Raw genomic sequence first — 17,478 nt, 5'->3', positions numbered from 1 at the left:
CGGCATCCTCAAATCATGTGTTGATCTCAAGTCCCTAACAGACTTGGGCGCCCCCGTGTGTGCCGCATAAGCGAAACCCACAGGGAAGTGCGGCCCTCAGGCCCGCTGACGCCGACGCAGAAGCCCGGCAAGCAGGATGCTGAGTAACAGGGTCGGCAGAAGCGTGGCAAGCCCGCTGCGAAGATCGAGCACCTCGGCGACGAAACCGATCATTGGCGGCCCGACCAGGAAGCCGAGAAGCGCAATGAAGCTCAAGATTGCAACATTCTCCGCCGCCGGACGATCGCCGAGATCCGCTGCCGCCGTCACCGCAAGTGGGAAACCGACCGACACGCCGAGCCCGACGCAGACGAGCCCCAGATAAACAAGCGGCGTGACCGGCGCGAAAACCACGACAACCATGCCGGAAAGGGCAAAGACGAGGCAAACCCGGGCAAGCATGACCGACCCGAACCGCTCCTTTGCCGCATCACCGACAAATCGCCCGAGCGAAACCATCATGGCGAAGACGACATAACCCATGCCGGTTGCCATGCCCGACGTCGCAAACACGTCCTTCAGATAGACGGCGGACCAATCGGCGACCGCGCCTTCCGTCATCGTGATCCCGAAGACAAAGAGACTGATACCGAGAATACCGGGGCTCGGTGGCCGCCAGGATGAGCGGGGCAGCGTGTCGGCCACCGGAGCTTCGTGGGCAGGCAGCGCCCGACAGACCGCAACCGAGATCGGGACTAGAACGAGCGACAGCAGACCGATCATGACAAAGGGAGATGTGTCGAGAACAAGAAAGCCGGCGCCGATGAGGCTGCCCGTCATGATGCCGAGGCTCCAGAAACCGTGGCAACGGTTCATGATCGATGCCGTGCCGCGCTTTTCGATCACATCCGCCTCGACATTGAGCCCGAGCTCGATCGTCGAGAGGCCGATCCCGAGAAGCACGAGCAGAAAGAACAAGGAGACGAGACCGGGGGCCGCCACAGGCAGCGGCACGAGCGCCAGAAAGACCGGAAACCCGAAGATCAGGGTATTTCGGCTGCCGACTCGGCCGACAAGCTGTCCGGCAAAGGGCAGCATCAGCAGGATGCCGGTTGGCAGACCGAGCAATGCCATGGCGAGTTCGGCCGGACCGAGCGACAGCCGCTCCTGAACGCCAGGGATCTGCGGCAACCAGCTGCCGAAAGCGATCGGCTGCAGAAAGAAGGCTGCCATGATGATGAGCTTGGGAGACATGAACGATCCGGGGGATGGAAGGGAGGAATCAAGCGAAGCCCAAATGTCCCCCAGCCGACACGAGATGGGAAGCAGACCACCGCTTCGAGTGGTCTGCCTCCTGTCGAAATATCCGCGCGGCGCCACACTGCCCGCGCACCCCATCCGCGGTCACTTCCGGATGTGCCACAGGGACATATCCAGCGCCGTCAGGCGACGGGGATAGATGACCTCCTCTTCAGGGAGCCCGATGTCGCGCCGCAGCTGGGGCGACAGATGAGATGCCAGATTGCGGATCTGCCGCCGCCTCCAGCTCGCCCCGACCAGAGCGGCCAACAGCCGCCAGGAGCCGAAACGCTCGAGAAGTTCGTCCATCCGCTCGGCCAGCGGCAGTTCAACTAAAGATTGATTTTTGTGCATGACTTGTCCGTCCCGGAACGCGCAAGCGCCCAGGTCCTTTCGATGAGGAAAAGCGACGTGATGCAGGCACGCGAACGCATTCATACGCGCAGGCGGCAAGTCACGTCAGATGGTGGAAAACGCCGAAAAAGGCAGGGAAAATGACTGATCAGACAGTCATCGGGTGTAGCGGCAGGTCGCAGAAAATCCCACGAAAGCCGATGGCACCGATCCGCCAGAGAGGCGCATGCGCATGAAAAAATGAGTCATCTGTCGCCTCCTGTTATTCGTGTTGCGGATGATGGGAACATGCCACGACAAAAAGGGCGCCGCAAGCGCGCAATTCGAGATTGCAGAACTTGCGGCGCGCCGTTGCACTTATGCAACAAATTGTCGCAGGGTGTGCGGCGACTTCATGTCTCGTCAGCGCGGGAAACGATAAGTTTGTCGATCCGGCGGCCATCGAGGTCCACCACTTCGAAGCGCCAGTCGCCTTTGACGAAACTCTCGCCGAGTTCGGGGATCCGCTTCAATTCATCCAGCACGAAGCCGGCAACGGTCGTGTAGTCCCGATCCGGATCGATCGGTACCCGGATGATGTCGACGAACTCGTCGACCGGCGTCCAGCCAGCCACCAGATAGGAGCCGTCCTCGCGTCGCACCATCGCCTGCTCTTCCGTCTCGTCCTGACTGAAGGCGCCGGTGATGGCTTCGAGAATGTCACCGGAGGTGATGATGCCTTCGAAATGGCCGTATTCGTCATAGACGAGCACCATATGCAGCGAGGTGCGGCGCAGGGATTCGATAATGTCGGTCGCCTTGGCGAGGTCCGAGACGACAGGCACCTCGCTGACCAGGTCCGCAAGGTTGAGCGTGCCGCCTTCGGCAATCTGCTCGTAGAGTTTCTTGGTGAAGAGCACGCCGACAATCTCGTCGGAATCGCCACTGCGCACCGGGATGCGCGAATGGGGAATCCCACGTAGCTTCTGGCGGACTTCCTCCACCGTGTCCTCGATGTCGAGGATCTGCACGTCGCGACGCGGCGTCATCAGACCGCGCGCCTGCCGGTCGGCAAGGCGCATGACGCCAGAGAGCATAGCGGATTCGCGGGGTTCGATGACACCGGCACTGTGGGCCTCGGCCAACACTGTACGGATTTCCTCATCCGTCACCTTGCCACCTCCTGCACCGCTCTGGCCGAGAAGGGAAAGGACCAGCTTGCCCGAACCGTCCAGCAGCCAGACGAGCGGCGCGGCCACCCTTGACAGAACCGACATCGGAATGGCGACGCGGGCCGCGACACCCTCGGCATTGCGCAATGCGACCTGTTTGGGGACCAGCTCGCCGACGATCAGCGACAGATAGGTGATGAGAACGACCACCGTGCCGACGCCGAGCGCATCGGATGCGGCGACCGACAATCCCTGTACCTGAAGCCAGCCGGATAGCCGCGCACCGAGTGTGGCGCCTGAGAACGCGCCGGAAAGCACGCCGACGAGCGTGATGCCGATCTGGACAGTGGACAGAAAACGGCCGGGGTCACTCTGTAGCTTGAGCGCCGTTTCGGCTCCCCGGCTGCCCTGTTCCGCAAGCACCTTGAGGCGCGCAGGACGGGCTGAAACGACCGCAAGCTCCGACATGGCAAGAACGCCGTTGAGCACGATCAGAAAGAGAACAATCGCAATTTCGGTAAACAAGTAAGGGGCTGAGCTCCTCTACACCGGCTGAGCGTCCGGCAACGCCTCATAGGTAACATGGCACCCAAGACCCCAAAAGGGAGATCAGCCGAAAAATGGCGTGTCGACCGGCTTCACGGCCAATCCCATGCCCTGCATCAGGCGCCGGGTGGAGAAATCCTGGCTGCCGGATGTGAAAACGGCAAAATCGAAATTATCGGGGTGCTCGGCCCCCTCGACCAGCGGGACCAGGCGCCGCGCCTGCCGAGCGATCGCTTCGGCCGGATCGAGCCAGTCGACCGGCCAGGGGGCAAGCTTTCGAAAGACATTGGCGAGGAAGGGATAATGCGTGCAGGCAAGCACCACGATGTCGGTCCGCGCACCGTCCTTGTCGACAAAACACGGCGCAATTTCAGCAAGAATTGCCGCGTCATCCAGGGTTTCGCCGCGGATATAGGCTTCCGCCATGCGCGCGAGATTTTCGGAACCGACGAGGCGCACATGGCATTGCGAGGCAAAGGACTGGATCAGATCGCGCGTATAGGCCCGCTTGACGGTACCTGGCGTCGCCAGAACCGAGACAAGCCCGGATCGCGTGCGTTCCGCAGCCGGTTTGATCGCCGGGACAGTGCCGATGAAACGCATGTCGGGAAAGCGATGCCTGAGATCGGCGCCGGCAAGTGTAAACGCCGTATTGCAGGCGACGATCACGGCTTCCGGATCGTAGCGGTCGAACAGCTCTTCGAAGAGACGGGCGATGCGTGCCTTGAGCGGCTCTTCCTCCCAGCCCCCATAGGGGAAGCCGGCATCGTCGGCGACATAGATGAAGCCGCGTTCCGGCATCAAGAGCCGCGCCTCACGCAAGACTGTGAGACCGCCGATCCCGGAATCGAAGACGAGGATCGGCTTGAGGTCAGGCATCCCGGTCGTCGTCATGCGTCGCCTCAGCCTCGCTCTCGCTCTTTCCCGCGGGCGGTCTCTGGCCCGGGCGTGCAAAACGGTCGAGCGAACTGATCACACCACGGACCACATGGATCTCCGGGCCGGTGAAAGCGCGTCTGCTGAACACGGCTCGCAGGTTCTCGATCATCCTGGCCTTTTTATGGGGCGGATGGAAGTAGTTGCGCGCATCGAGCGCTTCTTCCAGATGTTCGAACAGACCGATGACCTGCTCCTTGGTCGCGGCCGGCTGTTCCGGCGCGTCGAAGGGCACACCATGCACATCCTCCATGCCGGATTTCATCCACTCATAGGACATGAGCAGAACGGCCTGGGCAATGTTCAGCGAGGCAAAGGCAGGATTGACCGGGAAGGTGACAATCTCGTCGGCAAGCGCCACTTCCTCGTTCGACAGGCCGGACTTTTCCCGACCGAAGAGGATGCCTGTCTTTTCGCCGGTGCGGAACTTGGCGCGGAGCGTCTCCGCCGCTGTCACCGGTGAACGAACAGGCTTGAATCCGTCACGGTAGCGCGCAGTCGTCGCATAGACGAAGTTGAGGTCGGCGATAGCCTCCTCAAGCGTGTCATAAACGACGGTGCCGTCGATGACATGATCCGCCTTGGATGCCGCAGCACGGGCCTTGTCGGACGGCCAACCGTCACGGGGATTGACGAGACGCAGTTCCACAAGGCCGAAATTGGCCATGGCGCGTGCCACCATGCCGATGTTTTCGCCGAGTTGCGGCTCCACCAGAATGATGGCCGGCCCTTCGGCCAGCATGACGCGCTCGCTGTTCGTCCCTGCCATTGCGTTTCCTTCAGAGAGATTTTGCGCACCCCTTGGCACAAAATGACCGTCAGGCAAAGAGGAGGGCTCACTCTTTGGGCCAGGCTCCCGTCAGCCGAAAACCGAGATAGGCCTTGGTCAAGGCGGCGAACTGCGCCTTGACCGAGCTTTCGAGTGCACCCTCGCGGTAGTCCTCGCTCCACAGATTGTCGATCACATGGCGACCGTCTTCCTCGATGACATGGAAGACCGTCTGCGGCTGCATGAGATCCGGTGAATGGCCGAAGCAGGAGATGGCATCGAAATAGACGTTTACGGGTGTGACGCCATCCTTCTTCGGCCGGGCCTCGAGGCGCACATCCTTCAATTCGCAGCTGTCCTGCCCCCCGATGACCGCGTCATAGCCCAGCATGTAGCCACTGCCATCCTGCAGTTCGTCCGTCTTCTCGGCGAGACGATAGATGTCGGCAAAGCTTGCGCTGTAGATCGTCCCGAGCAGGCGACCATCGAAATAGCCGGACGCCTCCACCTTGGGCGCATCCTTGTCTTTCCATCCGGCGACGCTCATCACGATCCGCACAGGCTCGAGCGGATCGGCCGCGAAGACGGCCGTTGCCGGGAATAAAGCGACGGCTGCGGCAACAGCAGTGATGGCGACGGGACGGTGGACGCGGTTCACAGGCCACCCTGCCGTTTCAGGTCCTGCTTGATCGAAGTCCCGGACTGTCCGTCCTCGACGGGATAGATGTCGTCGATGACAGGGCGACCACCCTCCTCGACGAGGTGGAAGATCAAGACGGTATCGGGCGCTTCGGCGCCCCCGAAACAGGAGTGGTTGTCGAAGAGGGCGGTCACCTGCCCGTCGCCGTCATCCTCGATCCTGATGTCTTCAAAGGGGCAACCATCCTGTCCCTGCGCGATCGGATCGTAATCGAAAGGAAAGCCCGTCGTCTCGCCTTCGGCAATATCGTAGGGCGGGTTCTTCGAAGCCGCTTCGAAGGCCGATGCGAAGTCCTTGCTGAATAGGCGCGTCAGGCGATCCGTTGAGAAGACCTCCTCTTCCTGCCCGGTTGAGCCCTCGGCCCAATTCCGGGCGGTCGCCTCCACCACTTCGCGTACAGGCGCCGTCACATCCGCTGCCATGGCGGTGCCCGACCACAGCATGATCAGCATTGCGATCCAGGTGCTCTTCATCAAAAACTCTCCCGAGGCTCTCTCTGTTGGCGTTCTAGCCGAAAGCGGTCATGCCATCCGGACCAAGTTTGGGGCGAAAGCGCTCGCCGAAAGTCTGAGCGAGTTTTTCCTTCAAGGCGGCCTCTGCTGTTTGCCTTGTAACGAGAGAATGTTATAGGCAGGCCATCGGCAGAGCGCCCTCCCCGCGCCTGCGCGTCAGGCAAAAACTCGTGAGGATATTCATGACCAAGATCAAGGTAGCCAACCCGGTCGTCGATCTCGACGGCGACGAGATGACCCGCATCATCTGGCAGTTCATCAAGGACAAGCTGATCCTTCCCTACCTGGATCTCGACATTGAATATTACGACCTGTCCGTCGAGAACCGCGACGCCACCAACGACCAGGTGACCATCGACGCCGCCCACGCCATCAAGAAGCACGGCGTCGGCATCAAGTGCGCGACCATCACCCCGGACGAAGCCCGCGTGAAGGAATTCAACCTCAAGGAAATGTGGAAGAGCCCGAACGGCACGATCCGCAACATCCTCGGCGGCGTCATCTTCCGCGAACCGATCATCTGCAAGAACGTGCCCCGCCTCGTTCCCGGCTGGACCAAGCCGATCGTTGTCGGCCGTCACGCCTTCGGCGACCAGTACAAGGCAACCGACTTCAAGTTCCCCGGCAAGGGCAAGCTCACTATCAAGTTCGTCGGTGAAGACGGCGAAGTGATCGAGAAGGAAGTCTACAACGCACCGGGCGCCGGCGTGGCACTCGCCATGTACAACCTCGACGAATCGATCCGCGAATTCGCCCGTGCCTCGATGATGTACGGCCTGATGCGCAAGTGGCCGGTCTACCTGTCGACGAAGAACACCATCCTCAAGGCCTATGACGGCCGCTTCAAGGATATCTTCGAAGAAGTCTACCAGGCAGAATTCAAGGAAAAGTTCGACGAAGCCGGAATCGTATACGAACATCGCCTGATCGACGACATGGTCGCCTCGGCGCTCAAGTGGTCCGGCGGCTATGTCTGGGCCTGCAAGAACTACGACGGCGACGTGCAGTCGGATACGGTCGCGCAGGGCTTCGGCTCGCTCGGTCTGATGACCTCGGTTCTGCTGTCGCCGGATGGCCGCACGGTTGAAGCCGAAGCTGCGCACGGTACGGTTACCCGCCACTACCGTCAGCACCAGAAGGGTCAGGAAACCTCGACCAACTCGATCGCCTCGATCTTCGCCTGGACGCGTGGCCTCGCCCACCGCGCCAAGCTCGACGACAATGCTGAACTCGCCAACTTCGCCACCACGCTGGAAAAGGTCTGCATCGACACGGTTGAGGCAGGCTTCATGACCAAGGACCTGGCGCTGCTCATCGGCCCGGATCAGCCATGGCTTTCCACGACCGCCTTCCTCGACAAGGTCGACGAGAACCTGAAGAAGGCCATGGCCGCCTGAACGGCAGCCACGGTTTGAAAATTCAAAACCCGGTCACGGCAACGTGGCCGGGTTTTTCAATTCTTCATCCGGAAGATCCTCGCCCTGATCGACCTCGGCAAAGCGCTTGCGGATCTCCGCGCCAAGTCGCCGGCCGGTCATGTGATAGCCCGAAAGCGGAAGCGCATAGGTCTCCAGACGGTCGGGGTCATCCTCGTCAATATGATCGATGTCGATCACCCAAAGCCCGTCGACGCGCCGCTGCGCCAGTTCCACCATGGACGCCCAGGCGATCCGCCGACCGCTGCGATAATCGATCAGTTCTTCATTGTTGAGCTCGACCAGAAGCCGCATCGCCGTGGCGATGCCTTGCCACCCCTTGCGAAGGCCGAAAAGGGCAAGCGTCAGGAGCGCGAGATAGAGCAGCGTCATGGGACTGGCCCAGCCACCGCCAAGCAGGCTGGCCAGAAGCCCGCCGAAGGCAACGGACAGGACGATGGCTGACGTCGTGGCCCAGAGGACGGCTAAGCCCCGGCGTGGATAGACAATCAGGGTGGGATAAGTGGTCTCGGTCTTCATTGAAGATCACCATAGGCAAGATTCGCGACCGCGAACAGGGAGGGGTCGGCAGCCCTGTCGGCGACCGCCACTTGCGGGCACCTCGGCAAGACGCCGACACTATCCCTTTGGCCATGTTGTCAAAAGTCGGGACTCAGGCTCCAATGGCCTGACAGGTGTGGCGGGAGGAGCCGGCCACGCACCCCACCCGGCAAGCGCGATCACCATGACCGACGTCATCCTGCCCAAATCCGTCAGCGTATTTCGCGAAGGCTACGGCCTCGGCCGCTTCAAGGCAGATGCACTGGCGGGATTGACCGTTGCCATCGTTGCCCTGCCGTTGTCCATGGCCATCGCCATCGCCTCGGGCGTGACGCCGGACCGCGGGCTCTATACGGCGATCATCGGTGGTTTTCTCGTCTCGCTTCTGGGCGGCAGTCGCCACCAGATCGGTGGACCGGCCGGCGCCTTCATCGTTCTGGTGAGCACGACCGTCGCCACACACGGCGTCGACGGCCTGCTGCTCGCAACCGCAATGGCAGGGCTGATGCTGATCGCCTGCGGCCTGCTGAGGCTCGGCGACTACATCAAGTTCATACCCTATCCGGTGACCGTCGGCTTCACGGCCGGCATTGCCGTGATCATCTTCGCAAGCCAGATCGGCGAACTCTTGGGCCTGACGTTCCCCGGTGGCGAACCAGGCCCGCTGGCCGACAAACTCGGAGCGATCGTAGCTGCCCTACCGGCGTTTTCACCCTCCGCCGCTGCGATCGCAGCGCTCACCATCACCCTCATCCTTGTCCTGCGCCACCTGCGTCCGACATGGCCGGGTCTGCTGATTGCGGTGATCGCAGCCTCGCTCGCCGCTGCACTGTTGCAGCTACCGGTCGCCACGATCGGCTCGAAATTCGGCGGCATTCCCTCAGGGCTACCTTTGCCGTCCCTGCCAAGCATCACCCCCGAGCTCGCGCTCGCCGTTCTCCCCGATGCCATAGCCTTTGCGCTCCTCGGCGCAATCGAATCGCTCCTCTCCGCCGTCGTCGCGGACGGCATGACCGGACGGCGCCATCGATCGAACACGGAATTGCTCGCTCAGGGCGTCGCCAATATCGGCTCGGCCCTTTTCGGCGGCATCTGCGTGACAGGCACGATCGCGCGCACCGCGACCAATGTGAGGGCTGGCGCCACGAGCCCTGTGTCCGGCATGCTGCATGCGGCGTTCCTGCTTGCCTTCATGCTGGTTGCCGCCCCGCTTGCCGCCTATATCCCGCTCGCAGCACTCGCGGGCGTGCTCGCCGTCGTCTCCTGGAACATGGTGGAGAAGTCGGCGATTGCAGCCCTCGTCCGCTCATCGCGCGGCGAAACTCTGATCCTCGCCGTCACCTTCCTGCTCGTCGTTTTCCGCGACCTGACCGAAGGCATCGTCGTCGGCTTTTCGCTGGCCGCGCTGCAGTTCATCCACCACATGTCGAAGAACATTCGCGTAACCGCCGAAGGGCCGGAAAAACCGCTGGACGCAACAGACACGGCGACGGTCACCTATCGCCTGGATGGCGCCTTCTTCTTCGGTGCCGTGGCAGCGGCCGGCGCCGTGCTCGATCGCATCGGCGATGACCACCGCAACCTCGTGCTCGATTGCACCGGGATCCGCTTCGTCGACACCTCAGGCGTCAATCTTCTGGCGAGCGTCATCCGCAAGGCAGTTCGTCACGGCGTCCAGGTCTATGTCGTCACGGAACGCAGCGAGTTGAGGACGATGCTGCTCCATCAGGAAGTCCCCGAAGAGGGCGTTCATTTCGTGCGAACACTTGCCGAGGCACGGGACGATCTTGCCCATGGAGCCCCATGCGGCAAAGCATGAACGGTTCAGGCAGCAGACCTTGGCGCAGCGGAAGCAAGGTCGGAAGACACGTCCATCATACGCGAAGGATCCAGGCTCTCCGCAGGAAGATCCAGACCACCCCAGGTCACCCGGTTACGCCCGGCCTTCTTTGAAGCGTAGAGCGCCTTGTCGGCGCGCGCCAGAGCAAGGGGAAAGTCGAGCGGCCCAGACGGCAGCGACGCTGCACCGATGCTGACGGTAATCGCCGGCAGCTGGCCCTCATGCTCGACAAGCATAGTGCTGACCCTGATACGCAGATCATCCAGAAGATCAGGCTGGCGCAACACGACACTGGCCGGCAGATAGACGCCGAACTCTTCGCCGCCGAGGCGCCCCACAATTGCGGTCTCGGGCACCTCACGGGTCAACAGACGGCCGAGTTCCACCAGAACCGTGTCGCCCGCTGCATGGCCGTAGGTATCGTTGACCTGCTTGAAGTGATCCGCATCGACAAGCGCAAGAACGGCACCCGGTGCGGCCCCGCCCGCATCGGCGCGCGCCCGAGCGATGGCGTCGATGAAGGCGCGCCGGTTCCGCAAAAGGGTCAGGGCATCGGTCTCGGAAGCGACCTTGTACCGCCGGGTGGCCCGTTCATGCACCATGGCAAAGATCGCCAATGCAGAAGCCAACCCCTGGAGGAAGAAAGCGAACATCATTGCTCCGTACCAGAGTGGCGCATGCCCCGCGACGAGTTGCACCGGCTCGATGAATTGCATCGGGATACGGATGAGATGGGCAACACCGTGGGTACCGAAGGCGACGATCGCAACCATGCGGGCGGGCAGAGGCTCGCGCCGCTGACCGAGAAACAGCACCGGGATGATCAGAAAGGAATAGCCCGCGAAGAGTATGGAGGCGGCAAATATGCGCGCGCCAAGGTCCGCCGCAAAGGACGGAAAAGCAAAAAGCGCCAGCCAGACGACACCGCCCGCCGCCGCGACCAATCCGGCTCCCTTTCTGGTCTCGCCCTCGAAAGCAAGGCAACCGAGCCAGATCAAGCCGAGACAGGAGATACCCAGGCCATTGCCGAGACCGAACGCGACGATCGGCGGAGCCACTTCGCGAACGCTCACAAGCACCATGCCGAGCGCGCCCGCGGAAAAGCCCAGAGACCAGAGACCCAAAGCGCGGTTGTCCCGCTCCTGTACCCAGAGAAGGGTCAGAAAACCGGACAGCAGGATCAACGTTCCCGCCAGGCAAACGGTGAGCGTAGGAATGTGGAAAACTTGGGCCAAATCGACAACCTCAGAGAGGGCTGTGAGATAGCACACAAGACTGAAGAAAATTCAAAAGGAATCGGCAAATCTCGATAACCTCAAACAAAAAAGGCCGGGCAAAGCCCGGCCTGGATTGTCTGAGAACGTAGGCAGATCAGGCAAGTGCCGCCTCGACTGCCGCAATTGCGGCCTCGGCCTCGGCACCATCAGGACCACCGGCCTGGGCCATATCAGGACGTCCGCCGCCGCCCTTGCCGCCGAGCGCTGCCGAGGCGACACGCACCAGATCGACGGCGCTGAAACGGTCCACAAGGTCAGGCGTGACGGAGACCACGGCGCTCGCCTTGCCATCGTCGGCAACCGCGATCAGGACGACGACGGCAGTGGCCAGATCGGCCTTCGCCTCATCGGCCATGCCCTTCAAATCCTTGGCATCGATGCCGGCCAGCACGCGGCCGATGAAGTTGACGCCATTCACCTGCTTCGGCGCCTCGGCACCGCCGGTGGTACCACCGCCCATGGCGAGCTTGCGCTTGGCATCCGCAAGTTCCTTTTCGAGCTTGCGGCGCTCGTCGAAGAGGGCCTCGACCCGAGCAACCACGTCGGTCGGTTGAACCTTGAGTGTCGAAGCGAGCGTCTTCACGCGCTCGTCCTGCTCGGCGAGATAGGCGCGCGCCGCCTCTCCCGTCAGCGCCTCGATGCGGCGCACGCCGGCACCGACGGCGCTTTCGCCGACCAGACGAACAAGCCCGATATCGCCAGTCGCCGACACATGCGTGCCGCCGCAAAGCTCGGTCGAATAGGACTTGCCGGCCTTTTCGCCACGCAGCGCCGTCCCCATGGACACAACGCGCACCTCGTCACCATACTTTTCACCGAACAGCGCCATGGCACCCTCGGCAATCGCATCGTCCACCGCCATCAGGCGGGTGGTGACCGGCGCATTCTGAATGATGATCTCGTTTGCCATCTCCTCGACCACCTTCAACTCCTCGGCCGAGATCGGCTTCGGATGGGAGATGTCGAAGCGCAGACGCTCGGGCGCGACCAGCGAACCCTTCTGGGCGACATGGGTGCCGAGCACTTCGCGCAGGGCCTCGTGAAGAAGGTGGGTGGCGGAATGGTTCGAACGCAGCCGCGAGCGGCGGGCATGATCGACATTCAGCTGCACCGCGCCGCCGGCCTTGACCACGCCGTTCTGGACGGTCGCGACATGCACGAAGACGCCTTCACCCTTCTTCTGGGTGTCGTTCACGGCAAGCGAGAAGCCTTCGCCGACAATCTCGCCGGTATCGCCCATCTGGCCACCGGACTCGCCATAGAACGGCGTCTGGTTGACGACAATCTGGACCTCTTCACCGGCACTTGCCTGCTCGATGACCTTGCCATCCTTGACCACGGCCAGAACCTGACCTTCGGCGGTCTCCGAGCTGTAGCCAAGAAATTCGGTCGCACCGAACTTTTCCTTGAGTTCGAACCACACGGTTTCCTGCGCCTTGTCGCCAGAGCCCGCCCAGTTGGCACGGGCTTCGGCCTTCTGGCGCTGCATCGCGTCGTTGAAGCCGGTGAGGTCGACGCCGATACCGCGACCACGCAGCGCATCCTGTGTCAGATCGAGCGGGAAGCCATAGGTGTCGTAGAGCTTGAAGGCGGTCTCGCCGTCGAGGCTGTCGCCCTTGTCGAGCGTTGCAGTTGCATCCGAGAGCAGGGTCAGCCCGCGCTCCAGCGTCTTGCGGAAGCGGGTTTCCTCGAGCTTGAGCGTCTCGGAGATCAGGGATTCCGCCCGGACGAGCTCGGGATAGGCGCGGCCCATCTGCTGCACGAGGACCGGCAGCAGCTTGTAGATGACCGGGTCCTTCGCACCGAGCAGCTGCGCGTGACGCATCGCGCGGCGCATGATGCGGCGCAGCACATAGCCCCGACCTTCATTCGACGGCAAGACACCGTCGGCGATCAGGAAGGCAGACGAGCGCAGGTGGTCAGCGATGACGCGGTGACTTGCGCGACGCTCGCCTTCGGCCTTGACACCGGTGAGATCGACGGAGGCGTCGATCAGCGCGCGGAACAGGTCGATGTCGTAGTTGTCGTGCTTGCCCTGCAGGAGGGCCGCGACGCGCTCGAGCCCCATGCCGGTGTCGATCGACGGCCGCGGCAGGTCGATGCGCTCTTCCTTGGTCACCTGCTCGTACTGCATGAAGACGAGGTTCCAGATCTCGATGAACCGGTCACCGTCTTCTTCCGGCGAGCCCGGAGGGCCGCCCCAGATGTGATCGCCGTGATCGTAGAAGATTTCCGAGCATGGACCGCAGGGGCCGGTGTCACCCATCGCCCAGAAATTGTCGCTGGTCGGGATGCGAATGATCTTGTCGTCGGAGAGGCCGGCGATCTTCTTCCACAGTCCATGCGCCTCGTCATCCGTATGGTAGACGGTGACCAGAAGGCGGTTGCGGTCGATGCCGAATTCCTTGGTGATCAGGTTCCAGGCAAGCTCGATGGCGCGTTCCTTGAAGTAGTCGCCGAAGGAGAAATTGCCGAGCATTTCAAAGAAGGTGTGGTGGCGGGCGGTATAGCCGACATTGTCGAGGTCGTTGTGCTTGCCGCCGGCGCGCACGCATTTCTGCGCCGTCGCAGCCGTCGTATACGGCCGCTGTTCGAGACCGGTAAAGACGTTCTTGAACTGCACCATGCCGGCATTGGTGAACATCAGCGTTGGGTCGTTGCGCGGCACCAGCGGGCTGGAGGAAACGACCTCGTGACCGTTCGTCTTGAAGTAATCGAGAAAAGTCGACCGGATGTCGTTTACACCGCTCATGTCACGCCCTTCATTCAGGCCGGAACCCGGCCAATTTGCAAAATCAATGGCTTTTATCGCCCGGCTTCATCCCTGTCCAGCAGCCGAAACGAAAACCGGCCGCGTCTCGAAGGAAACGCGGCCGACAAATCAGTCGAAGATGGACGGCAGTTTACGCGTCGTCGGCACCGTCAGCGTCATTGGCATCGGGCCCGCCATTCTGCAGGAACTTCTCGGCGATCAGACCGGCATTCTGGCGCAGTGCCATCTCGATCTCCTGAGACACGGCAGGATTGTCGCGCAGGAAGAGCTTGGCGTTTTCACGCCCCTGGCCGAGACGCTGGCTGTTGTAGGAGAACCAGGCCCCGGACTTCTCGACGATGCCGGCCTTGACGCCGAGATCGACGAGCTCACCGGTCTTCGAGACGCCTTCGCCATACATGATGTCGAATTCGACCTGCTTGAAGGGCGGTGCCATCTTGTTCTTGACGACCTTGACGCGGGTCTGGTTGCCGACGACCTCTTCGCGATCCTTGACCGCGCCGATGCGGCGAATGTCGAGACGCACGGAAGCGTAGAACTTCAGAGCGTTACCGCCGGTCGTCGTTTCCGGCGAGCCGAACATGACGCCGATCTTCATGCGGATCTGGTTGATGAAGATGACCATCGTCTTCGACTTGGAGATCGAGGCGGTCAGCTTGCGCAGCGCCTGGCTCATCAGGCGGGCCTGCATGCCCGGCAGGCTGTCGCCCATTTCGCCTTCGATTTCGGCGCGCGGGGTGAGCGCCGCAACCGAGTCGACGACGAGCACGTCGATCGCGCCCGAGCGCACTAGCGTGTCGGTGATTTCGAGTGCCTGCTCGCCGGTATCCGGCTGCGAGATCAGAAGGTTCTGCAGATCGACGCCGAGCTTGCGGGCATAGACCGGATCGAGGGCATGTTCGGCGTCGACGAAGGCGCAGATGCCGCCCTTTTTCTGCGCTTCGGCAATGGTTTGCAGCGCAAGCGTCGTCTTACCCGAGCTTTCAGGCCCGTAAATTTCAATGATGCGCCCCTTCGGCAGGCCGCCAATGCCGAGCGCGATGTCGAGGCTGAGCGACCCCGTCGAGACCGTCTCGACTTCGACCACGCTCTCGTTCGCGCCGAGTTTCATGATCGAGCCCTTGCCGAACGACCGTTCGATCTGCGAGAGCGCCGCTTCCAATGCCTTGCTTTTATCCACCGATTTGTCCTCTACCAGCCGCAAAGAATTCTGTGCCATTTGATCCACCTTTAGGTTATTGAGGCCGCATAGGCAATGAAGCCGCCGATGGGGAATATGTACTCTTTTTGTTCTCATTTTGCAAGAGCAGGCGAAGCGGTTGAATCTCAATCGTTTTCGAGCGCGTGTTCGAATGATGTTCCGCGCCGCAGTGCGAGCACGGCTGTGCGGGGCGCACATCCAAGGCAGACCCTGGCAAGCGCCGGTTCGATTCGTGTTTCGCCAATGCTGGAGGCATGCCCATGACGACTGAAATTCTGGCGATCGGGGGCGCCCATATCGACCGGCGCGGCCGCATATTCGGCGACACGAAGCCGGGTGCGAGCAATCCCGGCCAATGGTTCGAGGAAGTCGGAGGCGGCGTCTTCAACGCGGCATGCAATCTCTCCCGCCTAGGCCGCTCGGTCCGCCTGATTGCGCCGCGCGGCGGCGATGCCGCAGGTCAGACGGTGGCGGATGCAGCCGAACGCGCCGGTCTCGACGACCAGCCCGTGATGTTTCTCGATCGCGCCACCCCGAGCTATACGGCCGTCCTCGAGCGGGACGGCAATCTGGTCATCGCCCTCGCCGACATGGCGCTTTACGACGCGTTCTCGGCACGGCGGATGCGGGCGCGGTCAATGCGCGACAGCCTCACCGAGGCAGATCACGTTCTGGCCGACGCCAACCTGCCGGCGGACACCTTGACCGCTCTGGCGGCGACCTGCCATGCGGCCGGCAAGGGACTGTCGGCGATCGCGATTTCGCCGGCCAAGGTGGTGAAATTCGCGCGCGCCCTGCCCTTTCTCACCCATCTTTTCATGAATGGCACGGAGGCCGAAGCGATTGCCGGCCAGCGCCCCCAACGGCCTGAAGACTGGCCGGATCTGTTGCGCGCCAAGGGCTTGCGCGGCGGCAGCGTCACGAGCGGCGGTGGTCCCACCGTCGTCTTCGATGAAAAGGACATAGCCCTGATCGTGCCTGAACCGCTCGAGCAGATCGCCGATGTCACCGGGGCCGGCGATGCCTTCGCCGCCGGTTTCCTGCATGCCCGCCTGTCCGGCGCGACATTGGACGTGGCACTGCGCCAGGGCACGGCAAGTGCTGCGATCACCCTCGCCTGCCCCAATGCGACGGATGAAAATCTCTCATGCGAGAAGCTTGCACGTCAAATGGCTCTTGTCCCGCCGGCCCGTTTCCTGTCATGAGACCCTGAATTTCTAACGGAAGATCCCCCCATGACCCGTTCCATATCGCCACTTCTGCCCATCACCTATTCGAGCGAAGTCAGCGCCGCCAAACAGCGCGGCGCACCGATCGTGGCTCTCGAATCCACCATCATCACCCATGGGATGCCCTATCCGGGCAATCTGGAGATGGCCCGCAGCGTCGAGGACATCGTCCGCCAGCAGGGCGCCGTGCCCGCCACGATCGCCGTCATCAAGGGCGTGCTGCATATCGGACTGGAACCGGCAGAGCTCGAGGCGCTGGCGCAGATGGAGCATGTGATGAAGCTCTCGCGCGCCGATCTCGCCTTTGCGATTGCCGAGCGCCGCAACGGCGCGACCACTGTCGCGGCAACGATGATCGCTGCCTACCGCGCCGGCATCCATGTCTTTGCGACAGGCGGCATTGGCGGCGTGCATCGTGGCGCCGAAGAAAGCTTCGACATCTCCGCCGACCTCGAAGAACTGGCGCGCACGGCAGTGATCGTCGTTTCGGCGGGCCCGAAGGCGATCCTCGACATTCCGAAGACCTTGGAAGTGCTGGAAACGCGTGGCGTGCCCGTCGTCACCTATGACAGCGAAGACTTCCCTGCATTCTGGTCGCGCAGCTCGGGCCTGAAGAGCCTCCTCAACCTGCAGAGCCCGGCTGCGATCGCAAACTTCCAGAAGATGCGCGACCAGCTCGGCATCGATGGCGGGATGCTGATTGCCAACCCGGTTCCGGAAGCCGACGAGATCCCGCGCGAGGAAATGGAAATCTATATCAGCCGGGCGCTTGCCAATGCCGAACGCGACGAGATCGCCGGCAAAGCAGTGACGCCTTATCTGCTCGACAACATCTTCCACCTGACAGGTGGTCGCTCGCTGAAGACCAATATCGCACTGGTCGAGAACAATGCCCGTCTGGCCGCCGAGATAGCGGTTGCCATGAACGGCTGATCG

General features: G+C 62.2%; 15 protein-coding genes. 4 read left to right on the top strand and 11 right to left on the bottom strand.

Annotated features, from left to right (window positions below; all coding sequences use genetic code 11):
* Positions 1-96: 96 nt before the first annotated feature.
* The 7 genes from QWE_RS10630 to QWE_RS10600 form a co-directional block, all read right to left on the bottom strand.
* Entirely contained in the window at positions 97-1,233 is a 1,137-nt protein-coding gene (locus QWE_RS10630) for an MFS transporter (RefSeq protein WP_006726120.1), read from the bottom strand.
* A gap of 150 nt (positions 1,234-1,383) precedes the next feature.
* A complete protein-coding gene (locus tag QWE_RS10625; protein WP_006726119.1) occupies positions 1,384-1,632 on the bottom strand; it encodes a hypothetical protein in 249 nt (82 codons plus the stop codon).
* A 392-nt stretch (positions 1,633-2,024) separates the two neighbouring features.
* Entirely contained in the window at positions 2,025-3,308 is a 1,284-nt protein-coding gene (locus tag QWE_RS10620; protein WP_006726118.1) for a hemolysin family protein, read from the bottom strand.
* Positions 3,309-3,392: 84 nt separating this feature from the next.
* Positions 3,393-4,223 (bottom strand): glutamate racemase, encoded by an 831-nt coding sequence (gene murI / locus QWE_RS10615; RefSeq protein WP_006726117.1) that lies wholly within the window; start codon positions 4,221-4,223, stop codon positions 3,393-3,395.
* Positions 4,201-5,034 (bottom strand): RNA methyltransferase, encoded by an 834-nt coding sequence (locus QWE_RS10610; protein WP_006726116.1) that lies wholly within the window; start codon positions 5,032-5,034, stop codon positions 4,201-4,203. Before QWE_RS10610 ends, murI begins: the two co-directional genes overlap by 23 nt.
* A 67-nt stretch (positions 5,035-5,101) precedes the next feature.
* Positions 5,102-5,692 carry a hypothetical protein gene (locus QWE_RS24395; protein WP_006726115.1) on the bottom strand — a complete coding sequence of 197 codons (591 nt, stop codon included), beginning with the start codon at positions 5,690-5,692 and terminating at the stop codon, positions 5,102-5,104.
* Entirely contained in the window at positions 5,689-6,207 is a 519-nt protein-coding gene (locus QWE_RS10600; protein ID WP_006726113.1) for a hypothetical protein, read from the bottom strand. Before QWE_RS10600 ends, QWE_RS24395 begins: the two co-directional genes overlap by 4 nt.
* Before the next feature lie 221 nt (positions 6,208-6,428).
* Here QWE_RS10600 and QWE_RS10595 point away from each other — a divergent pair, with 221 nt between their 5' ends.
* The gene (locus QWE_RS10595; RefSeq protein ID WP_006726112.1) at positions 6,429-7,643 is read left to right on the top strand and encodes an NADP-dependent isocitrate dehydrogenase; all 1,215 of its coding nucleotides are present in this window, start codon (positions 6,429-6,431) and stop codon (positions 7,641-7,643) included.
* A 33-nt stretch (positions 7,644-7,676) separates the two neighbouring features.
* Here QWE_RS10595 and QWE_RS10590 read toward each other — a convergent pair whose 3' ends face one another.
* A complete protein-coding gene (locus QWE_RS10590; protein WP_006726111.1) occupies positions 7,677-8,201 on the bottom strand; it encodes a hypothetical protein in 525 nt (174 codons plus the stop codon).
* Between the two features lie 205 nt (positions 8,202-8,406).
* Between QWE_RS10590 and QWE_RS10585 the strand changes: the two genes are divergently transcribed.
* On the top strand, positions 8,407-10,041 hold the full coding sequence (locus QWE_RS10585) for a SulP family inorganic anion transporter (protein ID WP_006726110.1): 1,635 nt from the start codon (positions 8,407-8,409) through the stop codon (positions 10,039-10,041).
* A gap of 5 nt (positions 10,042-10,046) precedes the next feature.
* On the opposite strand, the gene QWE_RS10580 is transcribed toward QWE_RS10585, so the two are convergent.
* From QWE_RS10580 to recA, 3 genes are all read right to left on the bottom strand, one after another.
* Positions 10,047-11,297 carry a GGDEF domain-containing protein gene (locus QWE_RS10580; RefSeq protein WP_157790698.1) on the bottom strand — a complete coding sequence of 417 codons (1,251 nt, stop codon included), beginning with the start codon at positions 11,295-11,297 and terminating at the stop codon, positions 10,047-10,049.
* A gap of 136 nt (positions 11,298-11,433) precedes the next feature.
* A complete protein-coding gene (gene alaS, locus QWE_RS10575; protein WP_006726108.1) occupies positions 11,434-14,091 on the bottom strand; it encodes an alanine--tRNA ligase in 2,658 nt (885 codons plus the stop codon).
* Positions 14,092-14,242: 151 nt separating this feature from the next.
* Positions 14,243-15,331, bottom strand: coding sequence for a recombinase RecA (gene recA / locus QWE_RS10570; protein ID WP_006726107.1), 1,089 nt, complete (start codon positions 15,329-15,331; stop codon positions 14,243-14,245).
* A gap of 242 nt (positions 15,332-15,573) precedes the next feature.
* Between recA and QWE_RS10565 the strand changes: the two genes are divergently transcribed.
* Together QWE_RS10565 and QWE_RS10560 are read left to right on the top strand one after the other, a co-directional pair.
* On the top strand, positions 15,574-16,518 hold the full coding sequence (locus tag QWE_RS10565; protein WP_006726106.1) for a carbohydrate kinase family protein: 945 nt from the start codon (positions 15,574-15,576) through the stop codon (positions 16,516-16,518).
* Between the two features lie 30 nt (positions 16,519-16,548).
* Entirely contained in the window at positions 16,549-17,475 is a 927-nt protein-coding gene (locus tag QWE_RS10560) for a pseudouridine-5'-phosphate glycosidase (protein ID WP_006726105.1), read from the top strand.
* The last annotated feature ends 3 nt before the right edge of the window (positions 17,476-17,478 follow it).

It is taken from the genome of Agrobacterium albertimagni AOL15, from assembly GCF_000300855.1.
Lineage (GTDB): Bacteria > Pseudomonadota > Alphaproteobacteria > Rhizobiales > Rhizobiaceae > Allorhizobium > Allorhizobium albertimagni.
This window is presented reverse-complemented; position numbering and strand designations above follow the sequence as displayed.